Origin of the sequence: Indolivaga capnocytophagoides DSM 22835 (assembly GCF_000426485.1) — a bacterium.
Lineage (GTDB): Bacteria > Bacteroidota > Bacteroidia > Bacteroidales > Dysgonomonadaceae > Dysgonomonas_A > Dysgonomonas_A capnocytophagoides.
The window spans coordinates 888678-909273 of the sequence record NZ_KE384529.1; the positions used below are offsets into that span (position 1 = coordinate 888678).

The following is a 20596-nucleotide window of genomic DNA, read 5'->3' on the forward strand; positions in this document are numbered from 1 at the left end:
AAGTGTTTTAAGACTATCATTAGAAGGTCTCAGACCTATTTAGTGATTTATCAGCCGAATTTCTATAAAAAGTTATCCAGCCGAATATGTCACCAAATACTTACTGTTACTTATAATAAACAACTATAAATTTATAAATAAATCATGGATTTTGATATAGCAATTATTGGAGGAGGCCCCGCCGGATACAACGCAGCAGAAAAGGCTGCCGAAAACGGATTGCAGGCAATACTCTTCGAGAAAAAATATCTTGGAGGTGTTTGTCTGAATGAGGGTTGCATACCAACCAAAACACTTTTGTATTCGTCTAAGATATTCGACAGTTTCAAAACTGCCGATAAGTATGGAATTTCGGTTAACGGAAACCCGTCCGCTGATTATCCCAAAATAATCAAGCGCAAAGACAAAGTTGTACAGACACTAACGGGAGGAGTCGGTTATAAACTGTCATCGGCAGGAGTAACCGTAGTGAAAGAAACGGCAACCATTCTGGGTGAAAAAGATGATGAAATCCAAATTTCGGCTGCCGGAAAAACTTACAGTGTAAAATATATACTGCTATGCACCGGATCAGAAACAGTTATCCCTCCGATCAAAGGACTTTCCGATACTCAATTCTGGACTTCTAAAGAAGCTCTGGAAAGCACTGAGCTTCCTAAATCACTGGCGATCATAGGCGGTGGTGTTATCGGGATGGAATTCGCTTCAATATTCACCAGCATGGGTGTTCAGGTACACATTATCGAGATGATGCCCGAAATACTTGGAGCTATGGATAAAGAAACATCTGCAATGCTCCGTACTGACTATGGCAAGAAAGGTGTCAAATTTTATCTGAATACCAAAGTTACCGAAGTAACCGCCAAAGGTGTAGTAGTCGAAAAGGACGGAAAATCTCAAACCATAGAAGCCGATAAAGTATTGGTTAGTGTTGGCCGTCGTCCTGTTACTAAAGACCTCGGACTCGAAACGCTAAACATTGCAATGAAGGGTAATGGCGTTGCAGTCAATGAATTCATGCAAACATCACATCCCCGTGTATATGCAGCCGGAGACATCACAGGATTCTCTCTGTTGGCGCATACAGCTATACGCGAAGGAGAGGTAGCTATTCACCATATTGCCGGCGAAGACGACCGCATGAGCTACAAAGCTATACCCGGAGTAGTTTATACCAATCCCGAAATTGCAGGAGTAGGCAAAACAGAAGAAGAGCTTACAGCCAATGGCGAAGCATTCCGGGTTTTGAAATTGCCCATGTCATATTCGGGTCGTTTTATAGCTGAAAACGAAGGAGGAAGCGGACTATGCAAAATTATAGTCAATTCGAATGAGCAGATTATCGGATGCCACATGTTAGGCAACCCTGTATCGGAGTTGATACTCGTCGCAGGAATCGCTATCGAGAACGGTGATACAGTAGAAGAATTCCGTAAGCATGTTTACCCGCACCCTACTGTGGGAGAGATCATTCACGAAACATTATTCTCTTAAAAAGAACCAAATATATGCTCTGTATCAACAACACATACACTGATCCTTATTTCAATATGGCAATGGAGGAATATCTTCTGAAAAATTTTTCGGAAGACATTTTTATGTTGTGGCAAAATGAGCCATCCGTCATTATAGGTAAATATCAAAATGTGCTGGCAGAAGTAAATCTTGATTTTGTAGAGAAAAAACAGATAAAAATAGTTAGACGGCTCACCGGAGGCGGCAGCGTATTTCACGATCTCGGGAACATTAACCTGACATTTATAGAGCGAAACAACAATGCCGATTTCGACCGCTTTACGGCTCGGACTGTAGATTTATTGTCAAACCTCGGTATAGAGGCTCAATCAGACAATAGACGCACGATTAATGTCAACGGCTTGAAAATATCGGGAAGTGCGCAGTGCGTCCACAAAGATAGGGTCATGTATCACGCTACATTGCTCTTCTCTTCTGATTTGAAAACTTTAACGACCACCTTGGACAGTGACCCTAAACAGGTTGAAAATATAAAAGATTCGAAAGTTTACGTCAAATCAGTAAAAAGCCCGGTAACCAATATTCTCGAAAATCTGGATCGTCCTATGGATATCGCCTATTTAAAGGATTTCGTTTTCAATTATTTTCTGAATGAAAACCCGCAAAACAAAATATACAAGATCAACGATACGGATATAGATGCTATCAACATTTTAAAAGAAAAAAAATATTCAACTAAAGAATGGAACTTTTACGGAAAAGCAGAGAAACAAGTCTCTAAGTCAACGGCGTTTCCCTAAGCAACCGAGTGTATTTAATGACACATTGTAAACCATAATCAAGTCTTGCTCTTATGCTTGCAAAGTCAATAAAAAGCTCTGAGACCGTAAAAGGATTTCATATTACAAAAAATAACAAATAGGTCTGCACGACCTTAAAACTATAAATTTTATGGCAACATTTGAAATAAAAATGCCCAAGTTGGGCGAAAGTATCACTGAAGGTACTATTATTTCCTGGTCTGTTAAGGTCGGAGATAATATCGAAGAAGACGACATATTATTTGAAGTAAACACGGCTAAAGTAAGTGCTGAAATACCATCTCCGGTAGAAGGTAAAATTCTGAAATTGTTATTCAACGAAGGAGACACCGTTGCCGTAGGTACTGTTGTTGCTATAGTTTCGCTCGATGGAGAAGGCGACGTAGAAGAATCTGCTCCGGCAGCAGAAACAAAAACAGAAACTCCGGTAGCAGCTCCGGCACAGGAAGCATCAAATCAACCGCTAAGCAAATCAAGCGGCGACAGATGGTATTCACCTGTTGTACTTCAAGTAGCAAAAACCGCTAAAATAGGAAAAGAAGAACTTGATGCCATCCCCGGCACAGGCTACGAAGGTCGTTTGAGCAAAAAGGATATCGATTTGTATATCGCAAGTAAAAAATCAGGTATACCTGCTCCGGCACCCGCACCAAAAGCTCAACCGGCAGAAGTGCCACAAGCCCCCAAAGCAGCACCAGCTCAGGCTCAGGAAAGTGCACCGAAGACTGTTTCTGCTCCGGTTTCTGCAGGCGAAAACGAAACTGTTATCGCTATGGATCCTATCCGCAGAATCATTGCAGACCGTATGGTTTCGTCCAAGAAGATTTCTCCACACGTAACCAATGTGATAGAAGTGGATGTTACCAAATTGGTAAAATGGCGCGAGCAAAACAAAGACGCATTCAAAAAACGCGAAGGTATCAGCCTTACATACATGCCTGCAATAGTAGAAGCCTCTGCTAAAGCATTGAAAGATTTCCCTAGAGTAAACTCTTCGGTTGATGGTTATAACATTATCGAAAAGAAATATATCAATGTCGGCTTTGCAGTATCTCTACCAGACGGAAACCTGATAGTACCCGTGGTTAAGAATGCAGACAAGTTAAATATAAGTGGACTGGCAGCCAATATCGCATCAATGGCCGACAAAGCAAGACGTAATAAACTGATGCCCGATGAAATTCAGGGTGGTACATTTACGATTACTAACTTCGGATCATTCAAGAGCTTATTCGGAACACCGATTATAAACCAACCCGAGGTAGCTATATTGGGAGTCGGTATCATCGAAAAGAAACCGTCGATAGTTGAAACTCCTGATGGGCCGGTTATCGCTATCAGAGATAAAATGTACTTGTCATTATCATACGATCACAGAGTAATAGACGGTATGCTCGGAGGAAACTTCCTGCACCGCATTGCCGAATATTTACAAAATTGGGAAGATTAAGGCTAAAAGCCTTAATTTTCCAATGTTCAATGACTAAAACAAATCAGACATGAATAAGAAATACGACATAAAAAGTACAGATAAAGAAACTCTGAAAAAGTGGTATCACCTGATGACACTAGGTAGAGCTATCGACGAAAAAGCTCCTGCATATCTCTTGCAGTCATTAGGCTGGTCCTACCATGCTCCTTATGCAGGGCACGATGGGATACAGTTGGCTATGGGACAGGTTTTCACAAAAGGCAAAGACTTTATGTTCCCTTATTACCGAGATATGCTTACAGTATTATCAGCGGGAGTAACAGCCGAGGAACTGATTCTTAATGGTATCTCTAAAGCTACCGATCCTGCGAGTGGAGGACGACACATGTCAAATCACTTCGCTAAACCCGAATGGCACATCGAAAATGTATCATCAGCAACAGGTAACCACGATTTACATGCTGTAGGGGTAGCTCGTGCAATGGTTTATTATAAACATAAAGGTGTAGCGATCACTTCTCATGGAGACTCAGCTACATCCGAAGGTTATGTATATGAAGCTATTAATGGAGCATCAAAAGAACGCCTGCCCGTGATATTCGTTATTCAGGACAATGGCTATGGTATCTCGGTTCCTAAAAAGGACCAGACCGCAAACCGTAAGGTTGCAGATAATTTCAGTGGCTTTAAAAATCTACGCATTATTCATTGTAACGGAAAAGACGTTTTCGATTCTATGAATGCAATGACAGAAGCTCGCGAATATGCTATCGAAAACCGTACTCCGGTAATAGTACAAGCCAACTGCGTTCGTATAGGCTCTCACTCCAATTCGGATAAACATACACTATACCGCGACGAAAATGAATTGGCTTATGTTAAAGCAGCCGATCCATTGTTGAAATTCAGGAGAATGCTGATACGTTACAAACGATTTACCGAAGAAGAATTAAAAGAAATTGAAGCAGCTGTCAAAAAAGAACTGAGTCAGGCTAATAAGAAAGCATTGGCTGCACCGGATCCGGATCCTAAATCTATTTTCGATTTTGTGACTCCTGATCCTTATGTGCCTCAAAAGTATGTTGACGGGACTCATGACGAACAAGGAGAAAAGAAAAATCTGGTAACAGCTATCAATGAAACACTTAAAGCCGAGTTCAGACACAATCCTGATACTTTCCTATGGGGACAAGATGTCGCTAACAAGGAGAAAGGCGGAGTCTTTAATGTTTCAAAGGGAATGCAGCAAGAATTTGGTGAAGAGCGAGTATTCAATGCTCCGATTGCCGAAGACTTCATTGTAGGTACAGCCAACGGAATGAGCCGGTTTGATCCGAAGATCAGAGTAGTTGTCGAAGGAGCTGAATTTGCGGATTATTTCTGGCCGGCAATGGAACAATATATAGAATGTACACATGATTATTGGAGAAGTAACGGACAGTTTTCACCCAATATTACACTTCGTTTGGCATCCGGAGGTTATATCGGAGGTGGTATGTACCACTCTCAGAATCTCGAGGCCGTATTTACAACATTACCAGGATCACGCGTCGTGTATCCCTGTTTCGCCGACGATGCAGCAGGTTTGCTTCGCACGAGCTTACGCTCACAGGGCTTGACAGTATTCCTAGAGCCCAAATGCCAATATAACTCCGTAGAAGCATCAGCTGTGATTCCCGATGATTTTGAAGTACCATTCGGAAAAGCCCGTATCAGACGAGAAGGAAAAGACCTTACAATCATCACTTATGGTAATACCCTCTTATTTAGTTTGACTGTAGCCGAACGTCTGGCTCAGGAAAATGGTTGGAGTGTTGAAGTAATAGACCTGCGGACATTGATGCCTCTTGATAAAGAAACAATCTTTGAATCTATAAAGAAAACCAATAAAGCATTGATTGTACACGAAGATAAAGTATTCGGCGGCTTTGGCGGTGAAATTGTTTCATCTATCAATGAAGAGATTTTCCAATATCTCGATGCTCCGGTTAAACGTGTCGGTTCAACTTTCACCCCTGTAGGATTCAATACAATTCTAGAACGAGCAGTTTTACCAAATGAAGAAAAGATCTACGAGGCTGCAAAGAGAATATTAGAATTCTAACAAAACGGGATATACTTAAAATAGACAAAACACGAAATTATGAAAAAGATAGGATTATTCTTCGGCACAGAAACTAGTAAAACCTCTAAGATCGGAAAGAAGATCAAAGAAGCTTTTGGTGATGCCGATATAGATATAATAGCCATAGAAGAAGCATCAGCTGAAGACTTCGAAAAGTACGACAATATTATCGCCGGTGCTTCAACCTGGTTTGATGGAGAACTTCCATCCTATTGGGACGAACTATTACCAGACTTGGAGTCAGTAAAGATGAAGGGTAAAAAAGTGGCAATCTTCGGTCTTGGAGATCAAGTAAAGTATCCTGATAATTTTGCTGATGGCATAGGAATTCTGGCCAAACTATTCGAGACAAACGGAGCCAAAGTGGTTGGATTTACATCTCCTGAAGGTTATAAATTTGACCATTCAGAAGCTCTTAAAGACGGAAAGTTCTTAGGTTTGGTGATCGATTATGAAAATCAGGCAAGCAAAAATGAAGAACGCATCAGCAATTGGGTAGCTCAGTTGAAACAGGAGCTAAATAAATAAAACTACAATTATATAAAACTAATCAAATAAAGGATTCATAAAAGACATAGTTTTATATATCACTAAAACAAAGAAACAAAAACCTTCTAGTTTTCAAGTAAATAAAAAGCCGAAAGTTAAACTTTCGGCTTTTATTCAAATATAGTCAAATAGAATAATTCTTATTACAAAGGAGATAAACTTAATTTCTTTTAGAGTAAATCCAAGCATCATTCAACTTAGGATTATTGCGTCTAAAATTAGCTGCATATTGTTCAGCTTGCCCCTTATCTTCGAATACACTTATATATATACGTGGTCTTTCTTTAGATTCAAGAACCGAAGCATTTCTATAACCCTGAGATTTCAATTGAAGTAACAAACGTTTTGCTTCAGTCTTAGAGCTGGCACTACCTATAATAACATAATACAGATGAGAATTAGTTTTCACAGTATTCTCTACTGCTGTTGTTTTTGCGGCTGACAAATTCTTATTATTATCCTGTCCTTTATTATTCAAGGAGGCATTATTCGAAACATCAGAGACCGACTTAATCTCGTTCTTATTCAAATTTTCAGGATCATTACCTGAAACAGACTCAGAAAGAGCATTCTCAGAAGGTTCAACAACATCTACACTACTCAAAGCATTATGAGCTATCTCAGATTGAGAGATCTTTTTTGCAGACTGAGAAGGTGTTATGATATCTGTAAAGAATCCCGATTTTTGCATCTGGCTTTCTTTGGGTTCATATATAGGAGTTGATGTCACAAAAAAGACAGCAACAGCTGCAGCTGCAGCACCTACACTAACAACGATCCTCTGATATAGATTTTTGCGATTTGCAACAATCTCCACTTTACGGCTTACTTCAATATCAGCAAGTTTTTTTATTTCTAAGGTATCCAACCCAAATGTTTCAGGATGATATAAAGAAAATTCTCTGTTAGGAATAAAACTCAACCTTTTTTCCTCATCTAAAATCAGAGTACCCAGATTGCCTATAGGCGCAGGTTGTCTCAAACCTAATATCGTATTCAGGCGATACACAACATCACCTATTTTTTTACAAGCAATATCATAAGATATAGAGTACATATTCATATAAGACTCAGCCAACAACCCGTCATTGTATTTCAGATCGGGATTAAAGCCGACAGATACCTGAGGAGGTATAATAGCTCCGTCATCAGCAATCTTAGCAACATCACGCCGTAAGACAAATCCTCCAAAATCAGGAATAATAACACAATCGTGCTTTTGAATCAAGGAGTTTATATGTAAGGAGAATTCTTTCATAATACAAAGATAAAAGTTATTGCGAAGCAAAGAATATCAGAAACGACAAAAGTCAATAGAATTTATTTATCAAGTCTGACTTCACTTCTTTAATAAAAAATAGTCTTTAGAACACGATAAATCTAAAGGATGTTAAAGAACATATATTTTTTCTAACTCTCTGATAAAATATTTACTAATATTGCATAACCGAACCTTGAATCTAATACTATTGGAAAACATATTAAAGTGAAGAAAAGTTCATTTCTTCGTAAAATTCAGTACATCAAAAGTTTTATCAGCTATTTCATCCCAATTATAATCTGACAGGTCATATATTTTTGTGACTAATCCTTTTTGTATCTTACTATCTAATTTAGAGGATAATTCCCTTATATCATGTGGATTAAACAACGATTCATCGTTTCTTATCAGCATCATATTTGCAGGAATATTACTGACAAGCACATCCAAGTTATAACTCATAGCTTCTAATAAGGAAATAGGCATACCTTCATGAAATGTAGGCAGCACAAATAATCGGGCATGCGAATATAATTCAGCCAGATTATCACCCATAACCATTCCGGGTAAAATTACACCACTGTTCTTTGCTTTCTTCTTCAAGGCTATGGAATATTTAGTAGCATGGTCTGCATCACCTGCTATCACCAGAGGATAATGATCTTTTGCTGCACTCTCCAGATAAGCATCTATAAGATTATGAAAGCCTTTTTCTTCAACAAATCGTCCTAAAGCCAGAATATAACCTCTGCTCTCCAAACCTAAAGTCGAGATGTAACTTGCAGACTCTATTATATGAGCTTTATTTACTCCATTATAAATAAGGTACACATCATCGGTTCTCCCATATTTAGAGGCAACATCATTTTTAACCTTATCTGATATTACAATAATACGGTCGGCAAATAATACAGCCATACGCTCTCCGGTCTTTAAAATAAATTTGGCAAACAATCCCCACTTTTCCCTTTCATAGTCAGCCCCATGATGTGTTACAACCACTTTCATACCTAAAACTTTTGCCAAAGGTGAAAATATAGATGGTCCGATTGCATGAAAATGGATCACATCAGCTCTCTTAAAGAAAGCATATATCACTGCAAGAAATGTATGCACTATAGCTTCGAGACTTTTCTTCCTCGGAGCATATGTATCTTTCAGCTTCACTCCCTTAAAAATCCGAATCTTATTGTTCTCATCTACATAACAAGAGCGTCGTATAAGTGTAACATCTCCTCCTATCCCTACGATACGTGGATACAAATTTTCGCAGTGTGTTTCTACTCCCCCTTGTATATGGGGTATTCCTCGTGTACCTGTAACAAATATTTTCATAATATGAATCAAAAAAAGGCATAAATCCCTATTCCTCAACTAAGGGCAGTGTGGCATCGGGTCTTACCCCATTGGTATCGGTAAACGGCTGCATCCTCGAGAAATCAAGGTCTCCCTGCCGTATATCCTGTCCGACATTAAAATATGGAATATTACCAGTATCGGCCTTTTTACCCGATAAGCTGTTTATCTTATTTTTAATCACCCACATAGCAGGGTGCTTTATATACTTTTTCATCACGGGAGCAGCAGTCCCAACCATCCAGCAATTTTTAGGGCATTGGCGAACCATATCCCTAACCCGTTCCGCCTGCACACTATACCATAAATCTTCGAATGACGAAAAATCTCTAATATTCCCCATACTTTCCTTCCAAATCCGGTCTTCGAGGCCGTTACACGGATATACATCTCCATAAGGTTCGATGAAGAAGTTTGCCGTTCCGGCTTCACATGGCAGCATACGCTTTTCACCCTTAACATATCCGATCAATCCTAAATTAAAAAAAGCTCTGAACCAGCTTTTAGGATGATTTTCTTTCAGCAACAGATTGATTAATTCTTCAAAATCGGCAATAACCTGATTTTGATTGGTTATAACATTATCTTCCTTGTGGAAATAAAATGAATTATGAAAAGCGGCAGTAGCAAACTCAAGCTTCAGTTCCTTTGCCAATCTGTACAGCTGGAGCATATCCTGAGAATTACGATTCGAAACCGTAATGCCAAAGCCAATGTCTTTTACACCCATTTCACGAAGTTTGAAAAGCAATTTCAGCCCTCTGTCGAAACCTCCGGCACGTCCTCTCAATTCATCATTAAGCTGCGAAAGCCCTTCTATGCTTACTCTTATTCCTATATTCGGATACTGTCTTGCCAAATCGACAATCCTGTCGTAATGCCATCCGGATGTTGAAATAACTACACGTGAAGCTTTCTCGAATGCAACGGCAACGATATCCGATATATCTTTCCGCTGAAACGGTTCTCCACCGGTAATATTAACAAACTTCAACTTTGGCAGTATTTCCAGATCACGAGCTGATATTTCGAGTTTCGAATCAGACGGATATTTCCAAATATTACACATCTGGCAACGCATCTGGCATCGATAGGTTGTTATTATTGAAACATCAGTTGGTAATGGTATCTTGTTCATTTATCATTCGTTGAGTAAGTTAAAATATGCACGGGCAGTTTTGCTCCATGTATAGTGCCCTGCTATTAACTTGAGAGCCTCACGATCCATCTGACGGATCATGTCGATCTTCCAGCAAATCATTTCCTGATTATCCAGATCCTGTGGAGATATTTTCACATCATACCCCTCAGCCAGCTCGTTATTGACCTGATTATCCGAATTTGTTATCACAGGACATCCCCTATAAAAAGCTTCGAGCAAAGGAAATCCAAATCCTTCAAATTCCGAATAAAAGATTGTAGCAAAAGCATTCCGGTATAAGCCATCGAGATTTTCGTCACTCACATACCCCAAATATTCTATACCATCCATTTTCTCAATGGTGGACAAAAATACGGTCGCCTCTTTTTCACAGAACTCGTTTACAGCTCCGGCTATTTTTAATCTGAACTCCGGATTTTTAGCTTTATATGCCTTATATATTTTTAAAGCTTCATATAATTTTTTCCCTTTAGGATCTATACGCCCGACAATCAAAAAATAAGGAGCCGAATTATCGCCTGAAATCTCAATCGCAGATGATTCCGCAAAATCTATTCCATTATGGATAACGGATAAACGCCCTTCGAATTGTTTACATGGAAAATATTTAACAATCTGATCTTTCACAAACTCCGAAATGGTGACAATTTTATACGCCCTCTCAATAACCGAACCGATCATCTTTTTACGAAACCATGTTCTGATCAATCCAAATTTATTCTCGATATCAAACTCATTAATATCATGAACGATAGACACCGCATTAGTTATACCTGCACCAATCACCGAATCGGCAAGAAATAAAACATACTTAGCATCTTTCACATAAACGGTCTTCGCGAACTTCCGCAGAAAATACATTTTAGAAGGAATCGTTTTGTCTAATTCCGCAGGGCAGACAATATCGACACCGTCAATATTAATCTGAGGCGAATTATTCAAAACATTGTTATTCGTGATTAAGGATACGTTGTATCCATTCTCTAACAATAAAGGACAGAGATGTGTTAAGAGCTTTTCAGTAAAAACCCCTACCCCCAATTTAGGACCGAAATAACAAGCGACTACCGTTATATTTCTATTTACCTCCATTCCTTTTATTCTAAATCAGTTAGCATTATTTATTTTTCCAAAAGGTTACAAAAGTAACAATCTCAATGTTCAATTATCAATAAACAATTATCAGCGGTAATTCTTCATCGTTCATCACTTACTGATCATTGATAATTGTTCAAAAGGTTACAAAGGTAACACACTTTATGTACACTTTCTGATGTTCCTTTTTTCCTTTTCAGCTGATACCTGTTGACTGATGACTGATGTTCTCTATAGATAAAATTCCGACTTCTTACCCTTCATCTTTTCAAATAAATGAATCCAATCCGGCATCACATTATTATGCAAAAAGCGTTTGATATCAGCATGAGCCATACTTCCCTTCTGTTTTCTAAGTTCTTCGTTTTCGATCAGAGAAATAATCTTCTCTGCAAAAAGATTGACCTCTCCAACAGGAACAATATATCCGTTCCTATCATTCGAAATAATCTCCGATGGGCCGCTCGGACAATCAAAGGAGACACAGGGCAATCCGTATGCCATAGCCTCAGCCAAAACCAGACCAAAACCTTCATACAGTGATGACATCACATAAATCGATGCCTGCTGATAAGCATCTTCTATATTCTGTACGGGATTGTGCAAAAATACTTTACTGCTTAAGCCTTCTATCTTGATCTTTTCTGCAATAGAATCATATTCACTGCCTTCGCCATAAATATCCAAAACCCAATCGGGATGTTTTTCATTTACTATCTTCCAGATATCTATCAAATAATGAAAAGCTTTCTGCGGAGATAACCGTCCCACGCTTATCACACGTTTTTCGCTGTAAGAGCTATAATTTTCAGGATAAAAAGAAAGCACATTCGGTATAACCTCCACATTCGAAAATTCGCTCCAACGCTTCTTATCTTCTTCGGTCAGAACAACAAAAGCATCATACTTACCCACATAGCGGTATTTGTTCTTCTCTCCCCATAATGCTTTGAGACGTGTTAAATAAGAGACAGGTAATAAACTGTATTCTATTTCTTTATAAGGACGGCAAAAATGAAACTCTGCTATTTTACGGCTTCCATCATGAATACGGGGTAAAATCGTAAACTCATGGGTACATGTAGAAATACATATATCTGGCTTTAGTTCATTCAAAACCTGTTCCAGCCTTTCTTTATGGAGTTTTCTCTTTCTTATCTGGCTGAAGACTCCTTTTATAAATGATTTTTGTTGTAGTTCTTTATAATTAATGCCAAGATCTATAAAGCGTATGGCTGTGGAGAAATTGAAAAAATTAGGACGCTCTCCCCTATCAGTCGTTATTATGGTGATATCATATCTGCATACATCAACCAGATAATTAGCTTTAGTGCATATACTGCGCTCCATACCTCCTGATGATGAGGAATCTATCATACAATATACAATTTTCATTCTTCTTCCGTTTTTCGTTCAACATCAAAGCCGTCTTCTATTCCATAGCGGTAACGATACATCAATACCCAAAACAGGTTATTGCCGATAATTACACAGAACAAAAGCAAAGACTCCATCAATCCGTATACCAGAAAACTGACCATCACCGCAATCACAATGTAATTTTGCTGTTTTACAATATTCTTCATGGCGAAATAATACAGCCAGACAAAATACACAAATAACAGAACACCCGCTTCGAAAAGCAAATGCATATAGGTACTGTCGATAATAATACGGTCAAATGCGGTTGTTCCGAAAAGGTATTGCAGAGGAGACAAACTTTGCAGCAACTCGTTATATAAGGCAGGACGAGTACTGAACAGGATATTAATCTTCGGATAATCATTTGCAAATATTCCAAAGTACAGTGACAGCAATGTAAAAACAACGGGCAAAGCGTATAATATATATCTGGAATAGCCTATATGATAATCACGTACCGACCTCTTTCTTAGACCATAATAGACAAGCACAAAAACAAAAACAACCACCGCAAAAAGAAAACTTCGGGAATCAGTCTCTAAATAGAAATAAGTACTAGCCAGAAGAAGCCCTCCCAACAATAGCCACATAAAGTTGCGGTATTTCGACAAATAACAATATAAAACGAGAGAAACAAACAGCCCCCAGTAATAAATCATTGCAGTATTGGGATGCCCGTATCCAAAATCACTTCTGACACGTATTATACTGAAAAAATCGGATTGAATAACATGCCCTGTTCCAAAAACAAGCAGCATACCTACCGCAGTTGTTCCGAGAATCAGTATATTGAAACGAAGGTATTCTTTCAGATTAAATGTAGAAACACATTGCATTATAATTAACGGAGTGAGTACATTGAGCTTATATTTCGTAAAATCGAAAACCGAAATCACAATGAATATTCCCAGCCAATAGAGGTATTCTTTACGCAGGGATGAATAATCGAAAGACAGCAGACAAAACACAATTGTCAATACAGAGAGAATCTCCATCCGGTCGTTTAATACCACCGTAAATAGAAATCTGAAATTGAGTATCAACAACAAGATAAATAAGCTGGGCTTTCGTATTTTCTCAAGAATATCATTCATCGCCTTACCCTATCCTTAGTTAACCAACATTGTACACCCAGCTGTATCTGTTGTATATAATTTAATCTGAGACGTTTTGACACATCTGCAACCCACTTCCAATTCTGATAACATAATTGCACCAGTCCTATTGCCAGTATAGCCCCACTAACACCCAGATCAAATACAATAATCAATACGGGCATAAGTATAAATATTGCAACGGCAGACACAATAGCAGCCGGCATATAGGGTACTTTATTACTCGATGATATCAGATTGATGGCCAAAGCCTGATTGGAATCAAGCAGATATACAACGAACAATAACAACAGAGGTTCTGCAGGCAGCAGGGTAGTTCCGCTACCGATAAGCCTTAATCCCCAGTTTCCGAATAGAAATACAGCGGTACATCCCGAAATATACAGAATAAGCATCAATACGAGACTTTTAGTATATATCCGGCGGATATTCGTATAATTATGAGTAATCCAACTTTGGGCAACATAAGGCAGATAACTGGAAAAATAGAGTAAAGCTATAGTCGTCAATACATTTATAACCTGTAAACTCAATCCGTATTTAGCGATTGTAGCAAGCGGAATAAAGAGTGATGCATAAAATAAACTGCCTTTAGTCGAAATATACATAGCCAGATTAGCTATACCCTGCCTGTATGTATTTCGCCAGACTACCAACATCATATTTACCGAAGATATTTCTACATTTTTGAGAATATGTCTTAAACCATCTTTGTACGCCATTAACCTTCCGGTCAGAAAATTAACTACTCCTGAAATGCAATTAGCTGCTACAACACCCAGTATCCCATACCCAGAGAACAAGAAAATATAAGCTAACAACAAGTAAATTGTCCTGTTGATAATCATCAGTTGATTGTGTTCTTTTATATATCCACGTCCTTGCAGAATACTATAAAAGTTGATGCAGTAAAAACCGAATACAGTACTGGCGACATACAACACCCACGAATATAATACAACCGACTGATCAGGAAAATCCCTTGTCAGATAATAGATATATAATGAACCTGCTGAAATCAACAATACGCCCATCCCCAGCGAGACATAGACATAAAAGCGTTGCATAGCATACAAAAGAGATTTTATAAACGGATAGTTGGCATCGGTCAATACCTGAGCTTCTTCATCAACTCCGTCTTCGAGTAAAGAGGTTGCCCCTCCGAAAGCATAAGCTATATTTCGGGAAAAAGAATTCTGGAAAACGATTCCTATAAGAGTGGAGAACATTCCCAGATTAACAAATACATACCAGACTCCTAAGGTGCTGGATGGTAGAAATTTAAAAATAGCGGGCAGAACAAGAATATTAGCCCCGATATTACATGCTTGAGCTACATATCCCCATATAACATCTTTGCGGGTGATAACTATCTTACTCAAAATGATATGCTATTTCTTGTTTACAGTACTGTGCTGATGTCCGTACCCATATCCATAAGCAGCTTTGGTTGTAGTGCCATTGATTACGATCGACATCTTTTTCAGTTTATCTTCATTTACTATCGATTCGGCAAATTTCAGATGAGATTTATTCGTATAGTTTGCCCTAAACAGGTAAACCGTTGCATCAGAAATCCGATCGAGACTGAAAGTATCCGATACCATCCCTACAGGAGCCGTATCTACAATAACGTAGTCGAAATTAGCCCGCAGATAATCGAACATTTCATCCAGACGATCATTCAATAACAGTTCAGCAGGATTGGGGGGAATAGGTCCCGCAGGCACAACATAAATATTTTCGTGCAAATCGGGTCTGTGAATAATTATCTCCTCCGGTTTCATTTCATCCGATGCCAGATAAACGGTCATCCCGTCCTTGCGCTGAATGGATAAATACTCACTCAATTTAGGATTACGTATATCCAAACCTACAAGTACTACTTTCTTGTTTTTTATCAATGAATAAGACAAAGCCAGATTCACCGTAAAGAAAGATTTTCCTTCACCTGAGATACTCGATGTAACCAATATCACCTTCTCATGCTTCTTCATCAAAAACTGAAGATTGGTTCTCACCAGGCGGAACAGTTCAGCCGTAGAAGTGCTGATTCCTTCGGATACAGCAATATTCCCTGCGTTTTTATCTAAGCAGATCTCGCCCAAAACAGGAACCGAGGTCGCCTCTTCGAGTTCTTCTTTCGACGCTATCTTAAACTTAAATACATCTATCAGATAAAGAATAATTACAGGCAACAGCACCCCCATAAGCAGTGCTATAGCCAATATCATCATCTTTCGGGGGGCAATAGGCTTCCATATATTATATGCACCATCTATCACCTTTGCCTTGGGTGTAGTAGATGCCAGAGTAAGCTGAGTTTCTTCCATCTTGGTCAATAAGAAAACATACAAATCTGATTTAACCTGACGTTGGCGTTCTATCTCGATATATTCACGCTGCTGTTTTGGCATCCCCGACATTTTAGACTGCATTTCACCTTCCAGACCTGCCCAATCCTTTTTGCGCATAGTCAAGTCTCTTTTTGAGTTGCTTACACTGGTCTGCACATTCTTACGGAGCAAGTCGATCTGTTCATTCAGAGAAATCAGTACAGGATTGCTTTCTTTTGTATTTTGAAGTAAGCGGGTACGTTCCAATAAGGCACTGTTATAAGCTCGTATAGCGTCTATAGTTCCGGGAAGAACACCCGTATTGGTAGGTATCAGTTCGTATTTATTCCTCGGATCGTTTACATACTTATCAAGCATCGAAGCAATATCCATCTGAATATTAGCCTCGGTTGTTTTCTCTTGCAAATCGTGATACTTATCGATAAACGCTCTCGACTCTATGGCAATATCTGTTATACCGTTATCCCGCTTGAAGGCTTCCTGCTTTTTCTCTATAACACTCAGCTCAGTCGCAAGCAAATCAATACGGTCTTTTATAAATGACGCCGTATTTTCGGCTTCCTCATTCTTCTCCAGTTTAGCATCTTCATTATAAAGTTCCACCAGTTTATTCAAAATATCCCGCCCACGCTGACGGTCTACATCTTTTATGCCTAGATAAATAATATCTGATTTTTCAGTAGTTGGCGCAACAGTTATGCGGTCTTTAAACTTTTCGGCGGCATAATCCAACCCGTATAAATTAACATCGAGTTTATAAGAGGTTTTACCAATTGATTTCCCTGAATATTTAAAATGGAAACTTCCGTAAATAGTCTTCACATCAGCCGGTAATGTAGAAAAGTTATATTCTCCTATATTTTTGTCATCTGCCTCAGCTTTTATTTCTACCGACTTGTCGTCATTTACCTTCACCGTAAATTCAATAGGCATTGATAAAGTATCCATCACACTCCGAGATACATCCAAAATAACAGGAGACGAATTGTACAAAGATTTATCAAACGGAATTTTTTTAAGGTCGTATGTAGTATGCAGACCGAGACTGTAAATCATATCCCGCATATGGCTCTGTGAACTGATAACAGCAGATTCGTCAGTAATATTATCCGATCCGGCAATACTGCCTAAACCAAAACTCCTCACAAGAGACGATGCTATCTTTGTCCCCTCCTCTTCTGATCTCAGTTTTATGTTCGATAATATATAGTAAGTAGGGTCTACCGTTTTAATGTATGCTACAGCAACAAATACACACAAGACAATGGATATCAGAAACCATTTCCAATGCCGGCTGTATTTGAGAATAACGTCCCCTACATTTACAAATTCTGAATTATTTTTTTTACTCATACTTTTTAACAGCAAGCAGCCTCATTTATTTGACACCGCAATAATTAAAGATACTGTACTGATCACAGTAGTAATAGCAGTCGTAATCAAAGTCAGATTGAACTGCTTTTGCTGGCTCATATTAGCATCTTTCTGATGCTCGTTATTAGATTCAACGTAGATAATATCATTTTGTTGCAGATAAAAATATTTGGAAGAAAACACTTCGCTGCTTTTTGTAAGGTCAAAACGGATAAATTCCTTTTTACCATCATTATCCCTTATCAGGAGAACATTATCACGCCTGCCATATAAGGTCAGATCACGTGCATTAGCCAAAGCATCGAGCAGAGACATCCGCTGTCCTGTAAAAAAGACGGGACCCGGAGCATTTACTGCGCCTAACACCGAAACTCTGAAATTCATGATCTGTACATTTACAATCGGATTCTTCACATAATCTTCCAAACGGGTCTGTAATAAATCAACGGCTTCATCTGTAGATAGCCCTTTCAGCCTTATTTTACCTAAAGTCGGGAAGTTGATCTCTCCCTGTTCATCTACAATATACGACGACATCTTACCTTGCCCCGAAGGCAGGTTAAATGGAGTTACAGCCTGAGGTTCGACCGATGAAACGACAATTGCAAGTTCGTCTCCGGTTTTAATCTGCACCGGATTTAACGAATCATTCATAGCCACTTCTTTTTGTAAATAAGAATCCAGATCCTGAAAATAGGATATATTTTTAGATGAGCCACACGAACAAAGCAATACAGCAAGTACTGCATAAAATGAAATGTGAATTTTTCCCATTAAGCAAAAGCTAGTATTTAACGATATATTATTTCAATTTAGCTATCTGTTACATTTATAATTACCAAAGTAATAAAATAGGTCTGAGACCTTAATCTTTGTAAAAATAACCAAAAGCAAAGATACTTTTTTCGTGGTGAGTTCTCTATTTTAACAAGAAAAATTAACGACTATACAAAAAAGAGGGCTTCTGATTTTACTCAAAAGCCCCCTATATGATATATCGAAAAATGTTTATTCTTCCATACCTACCATTTCAGGATCAATCATAATACGTCCGCAATATTCGCACACGATTACTTTTTTACCCAATTTAATATCCATTTGTTTTTGAGGTGGAATCTTATTGAAACAACCTCCGCATGCACCACGCTCGATGGCTACGATAGCCAATCCATTACGTGCGCTTTTACGTATACGTTTGAATGCTTGTAGCAAACGGGGATCAGCTTCGGCTTCAATACCTTTGATCTCGTCACGAAGTTGTTCTTCCTGCTGTTTGGTTTCAGCAATAATTTCGTCCAATTCGTCTTTCTTCTGATGAAGGTCTGCAGAACGTTCCTCTAAGAATGTTTTACTTTTTTCGATCTGTTCTTTTAAAGCTTTCACATTCTGAGTAAATTCTTTAATACGTTTTTCTGCCAGTTCTATTTCAAGAGTTTCAAATTCAATCTCTTTGCTTAGATGGTCGTACTCACGGTTGTTACGAACATTATCTAGCTGTTCTTTATACTTTTCAATTTTCAGGTTACAATCCTGTATTTTTTGTTTTTGTTGCGAAACAGCTGTTTCGAATTCCTTCTGATCCGATTCATTCTTTCCGATACGGGTTTTCAAACCGGCAATCTCATCGTCCAAATCTGCAACTTCCAAAGGTAACTCACCTCTAAGTATTTTAATCTTATCTACTTCCGATAGTTTAACCTGTAGGTTATAAAGCGTTTTCAGCTTATCTTCTACCTGAATTTCTTTTTCTGCTTGTTTCTTAGCCATTTTTATTTAATTTATTCAATTTTCTCGATAAAAAAATGCGGTATGCAAACAGTCGCCTGTTTATTTACCACATCTTATACTTTTGCAGGAGTATATCTCTGCCGTCGTACAACGGATTACTATTTGTTATCCGGATGCAAAGATAATATATTCAGGGCTAATAATTGTATTTTAGCTTCTATATTTCACAAGTATTTTACGGGATTCTCATCAAACTGAGATAAATTGAGTTCCAAATCCGGAAATTTTTCAGATAGTAAATTATAAAAAATATTCTTTGTACAAACTTCCGATTCGTAATGTCCTACGGTAGCCAGCAGTATTTTATTTTCAACATCAAAGAAATCATTGTATTTAGCCTCTCCCGTTATAAATATATCCGCACCGTATCCAATAGCCTGAGGTATCAAAAACGCACCCGCACCACCACATAAGGCGACTTCGTGTATCTGTTTTCCTAAATATGGCGAATGCTGAATACTGGACAAGCCTAAAGTATCTTTCAAATGATAGAGAAAATCCTCCTCCTCCATCGGTTCGGGCAATGTACCCACTATACCGCTGCCGGCGTGAGCCCACGAATTTTCGAGCATATAGAAATCATAAGCAGGCTCTTCGTACGGATGAATAGCTAATAGAGCATTGAGTACATCGTTTTGTTTATATACAGGAAGAATGACTTCTATACGAACTTCCGCCTCTATGTGCAGTGCCCCTTTCTCTCCGACAAAAGGATGGGTATTTTCTCCGGCTCTGAATGTTCCTTCACCTGGAACATTGAAACTGCAGGCATCGTAATTCCCGATATTTCCAGTTCCCGCATTGAAAAGTACGGCACGTACACTTTCGGCATGCGACTGAGGAACAAAGGTTACCAGCTTGGTCAACATTTTTTTCTGAGGTGCAAGAATTTTCACATGCTCAAGATTCAAGATTCGGGCAAGTTCATAATTTACACCACCAAAAGCATTATCCAGATTGGTATGAGCTGCATATACAACAATATCATGCTTACATGCCTGAATCATACATCGTTCGACATACGTCTTTCCCGTTAAAGATTTAAAACTGCGAAAAGCCAACGGATGATGGGATATCACCAGATTACAGCCAAGACGAATAGCCTCGGTCATTACATCTTCCGTTACATCGATACAAACCAAGACACTTTTGGCATCCTGATTTACATCGCCGATCTGAACGCCACTATTATCAAAACTTTCCTGTAATGGCAACGGAGCCAAATGCTCTATCACTGATAATATTTCTTTTATTTTCATAATT

The 20596-nt window shown here is 38.6% G+C and carries 16 protein-coding genes; 5 read left to right on the top strand and 11 right to left on the bottom strand.

The genetic code is table 11. From position 1 onward, the window contains the following. The first annotated feature begins 144 nt into the window (after positions 1-144). The 5 genes from lpdA to K322_RS0117135 all read left to right on the top strand — a co-directional run bounded on the left by lpdA (position 145) and on the right by K322_RS0117135 (position 6382). Positions 145-1494: a dihydrolipoyl dehydrogenase gene (gene lpdA / locus K322_RS0117115; protein ID WP_026627976.1), complete on the top strand. Its 1350-nt coding sequence runs from the start codon at positions 145-147 to the stop codon at positions 1492-1494. A 14-nt stretch (positions 1495-1508) separates the two neighbouring features. After that, entirely contained in the window at positions 1509-2276 is a 768-nt protein-coding gene (locus K322_RS19910; protein ID WP_035332345.1) for a lipoate--protein ligase family protein, read from the top strand. 151 nt (positions 2277-2427) lie between these two features. After that, a complete protein-coding gene (locus tag K322_RS0117125) occupies positions 2428-3747 on the top strand; it encodes a dihydrolipoamide acetyltransferase family protein (protein ID WP_026627977.1) in 1320 nt (439 codons plus the stop codon). 49 nt (positions 3748-3796) lie between these two features. Beyond that, entirely contained in the window at positions 3797-5833 is a 2037-nt protein-coding gene (locus K322_RS0117130) for an alpha-ketoacid dehydrogenase subunit alpha/beta (protein WP_026627978.1), read from the top strand. 39 nt (positions 5834-5872) lie between these two features. Then, positions 5873-6382: a flavodoxin gene (locus K322_RS0117135; RefSeq protein ID WP_026627979.1), complete on the top strand. Its 510-nt coding sequence runs from the start codon at positions 5873-5875 to the stop codon at positions 6380-6382. A gap of 181 nt (positions 6383-6563) precedes the next feature. On the opposite strand, the gene K322_RS0117140 is transcribed toward K322_RS0117135, so the two are convergent. The 11 genes from K322_RS0117140 to K322_RS0117190 form a co-directional block, all read right to left on the bottom strand. Beyond that, positions 6564-7661: an HU domain-containing protein gene (locus tag K322_RS0117140; protein ID WP_026627980.1), complete on the bottom strand. Its 1098-nt coding sequence runs from the start codon at positions 7659-7661 to the stop codon at positions 6564-6566. 240 nt (positions 7662-7901) lie between these two features. Next, a complete protein-coding gene (locus K322_RS0117145) occupies positions 7902-8999 on the bottom strand; it encodes a glycosyltransferase family 4 protein (protein WP_026627981.1) in 1098 nt (365 codons plus the stop codon). Positions 9000-9027: 28 nt separating this feature from the next. Beyond that, positions 9028-10158 (bottom strand): radical SAM protein, encoded by a 1131-nt coding sequence (locus tag K322_RS19915; protein WP_084158605.1) that lies wholly within the window; start codon positions 10156-10158, stop codon positions 9028-9030. A gap of 3 nt (positions 10159-10161) precedes the next feature. Further along, complete coding sequence (locus tag K322_RS0117155) at positions 10162-11274, bottom strand: glycosyltransferase family 4 protein (protein WP_026627982.1); 1113 nt, start codon at positions 11272-11274, stop codon at positions 10162-10164. Between the two features lie 234 nt (positions 11275-11508). Beyond that, positions 11509-12672: a glycosyltransferase family 4 protein gene (locus K322_RS0117160; RefSeq protein ID WP_026627983.1), complete on the bottom strand. Its 1164-nt coding sequence runs from the start codon at positions 12670-12672 to the stop codon at positions 11509-11511. Further along, positions 12669-13793, bottom strand: coding sequence for a hypothetical protein (locus tag K322_RS0117165; protein WP_026627984.1), 1125 nt, complete (start codon positions 13791-13793; stop codon positions 12669-12671). The genes K322_RS0117160 and K322_RS0117165 overlap by 4 nt, the downstream gene beginning before the upstream one ends. Continuing rightward, a complete protein-coding gene (gene wzx / locus K322_RS0117170) occupies positions 13790-15196 on the bottom strand; it encodes an O-unit flippase-like protein (protein WP_026627985.1) in 1407 nt (468 codons plus the stop codon). Before wzx ends, K322_RS0117165 begins: the two co-directional genes overlap by 4 nt. Positions 15197-15205: 9 nt before the next feature. Next, positions 15206-17524, bottom strand: coding sequence for a GumC family protein (locus K322_RS0117175; RefSeq protein ID WP_026627986.1), 2319 nt, complete (start codon positions 17522-17524; stop codon positions 15206-15208). 21 nt (positions 17525-17545) lie between these two features. Beyond that, positions 17546-18319: a polysaccharide biosynthesis/export family protein gene (locus K322_RS0117180; RefSeq protein WP_035332346.1), complete on the bottom strand. Its 774-nt coding sequence runs from the start codon at positions 18317-18319 to the stop codon at positions 17546-17548. Between the two features lie 234 nt (positions 18320-18553). Beyond that, on the bottom strand, positions 18554-19318 hold the full coding sequence (locus tag K322_RS0117185) for a zinc ribbon domain-containing protein (protein WP_185095096.1): 765 nt from the start codon (positions 19316-19318) through the stop codon (positions 18554-18556). A gap of 179 nt (positions 19319-19497) precedes the next feature. Next, entirely contained in the window at positions 19498-20592 is a 1095-nt protein-coding gene (locus K322_RS0117190; protein ID WP_026627989.1) for a Nif3-like dinuclear metal center hexameric protein, read from the bottom strand. Positions 20593-20596 lie beyond the last annotated feature (4 nt).

Bases quoted from the DNA above. Each gene is read 5' to 3' on its own strand.
- K322_RS0117130 (WP_026627978.1), top strand. From the start codon at position 3,797: ATGAATAAGAAATACGACATAAAAAGTACAGATAAAGAAACTCTGAAA.
- K322_RS0117125 (WP_026627977.1), top strand. From the start codon at position 2,428: ATGGCAACATTTGAAATAAAAATGCCCAAGTTGGGCGAAAGTATCACT.
- K322_RS0117135 (WP_026627979.1), top strand. From the start codon at position 5,873: ATGAAAAAGATAGGATTATTCTTCGGCACAGAAACTAGTAAAACCTCT.
- K322_RS0117190 (WP_026627989.1), bottom strand. From the start codon at position 20,592: ATGAAAATAAAAGAAATATTATCAGTGATAGAGCATTTGGCTCCGTTG.
- K322_RS0117165 (WP_026627984.1), bottom strand. From the start codon at position 13,793: ATGAATGATATTCTTGAGAAAATACGAAAGCCCAGCTTATTTATCTTG.
- K322_RS0117145 (WP_026627981.1), bottom strand. From the start codon at position 8,999: ATGAAAATATTTGTTACAGGTACACGAGGAATACCCCATATACAAGGG.
- K322_RS0117160 (WP_026627983.1), bottom strand. From the start codon at position 12,672: ATGAAAATTGTATATTGTATGATAGATTCCTCATCATCAGGAGGTATG.
- K322_RS19910 (WP_035332345.1), top strand. From the start codon at position 1,509: ATGCTCTGTATCAACAACACATACACTGATCCTTATTTCAATATGGCA.
- K322_RS0117175 (WP_026627986.1), bottom strand. From the start codon at position 17,524: ATGAGTAAAAAAAATAATTCAGAATTTGTAAATGTAGGGGACGTTATT.
- K322_RS0117140 (WP_026627980.1), bottom strand. From the start codon at position 7,661: ATGAAAGAATTCTCCTTACATATAAACTCCTTGATTCAAAAGCACGAT.
- lpdA (WP_026627976.1), top strand. From the start codon at position 145: ATGGATTTTGATATAGCAATTATTGGAGGAGGCCCCGCCGGATACAAC.
- K322_RS0117180 (WP_035332346.1), bottom strand. From the start codon at position 18,319: ATGGGAAAAATTCACATTTCATTTTATGCAGTACTTGCTGTATTGCTT.
- K322_RS19915 (WP_084158605.1), bottom strand. From the start codon at position 10,158: ATGAACAAGATACCATTACCAACTGATGTTTCAATAATAACAACCTAT.
- K322_RS0117155 (WP_026627982.1), bottom strand. From the start codon at position 11,274: ATGGAGGTAAATAGAAATATAACGGTAGTCGCTTGTTATTTCGGTCCT.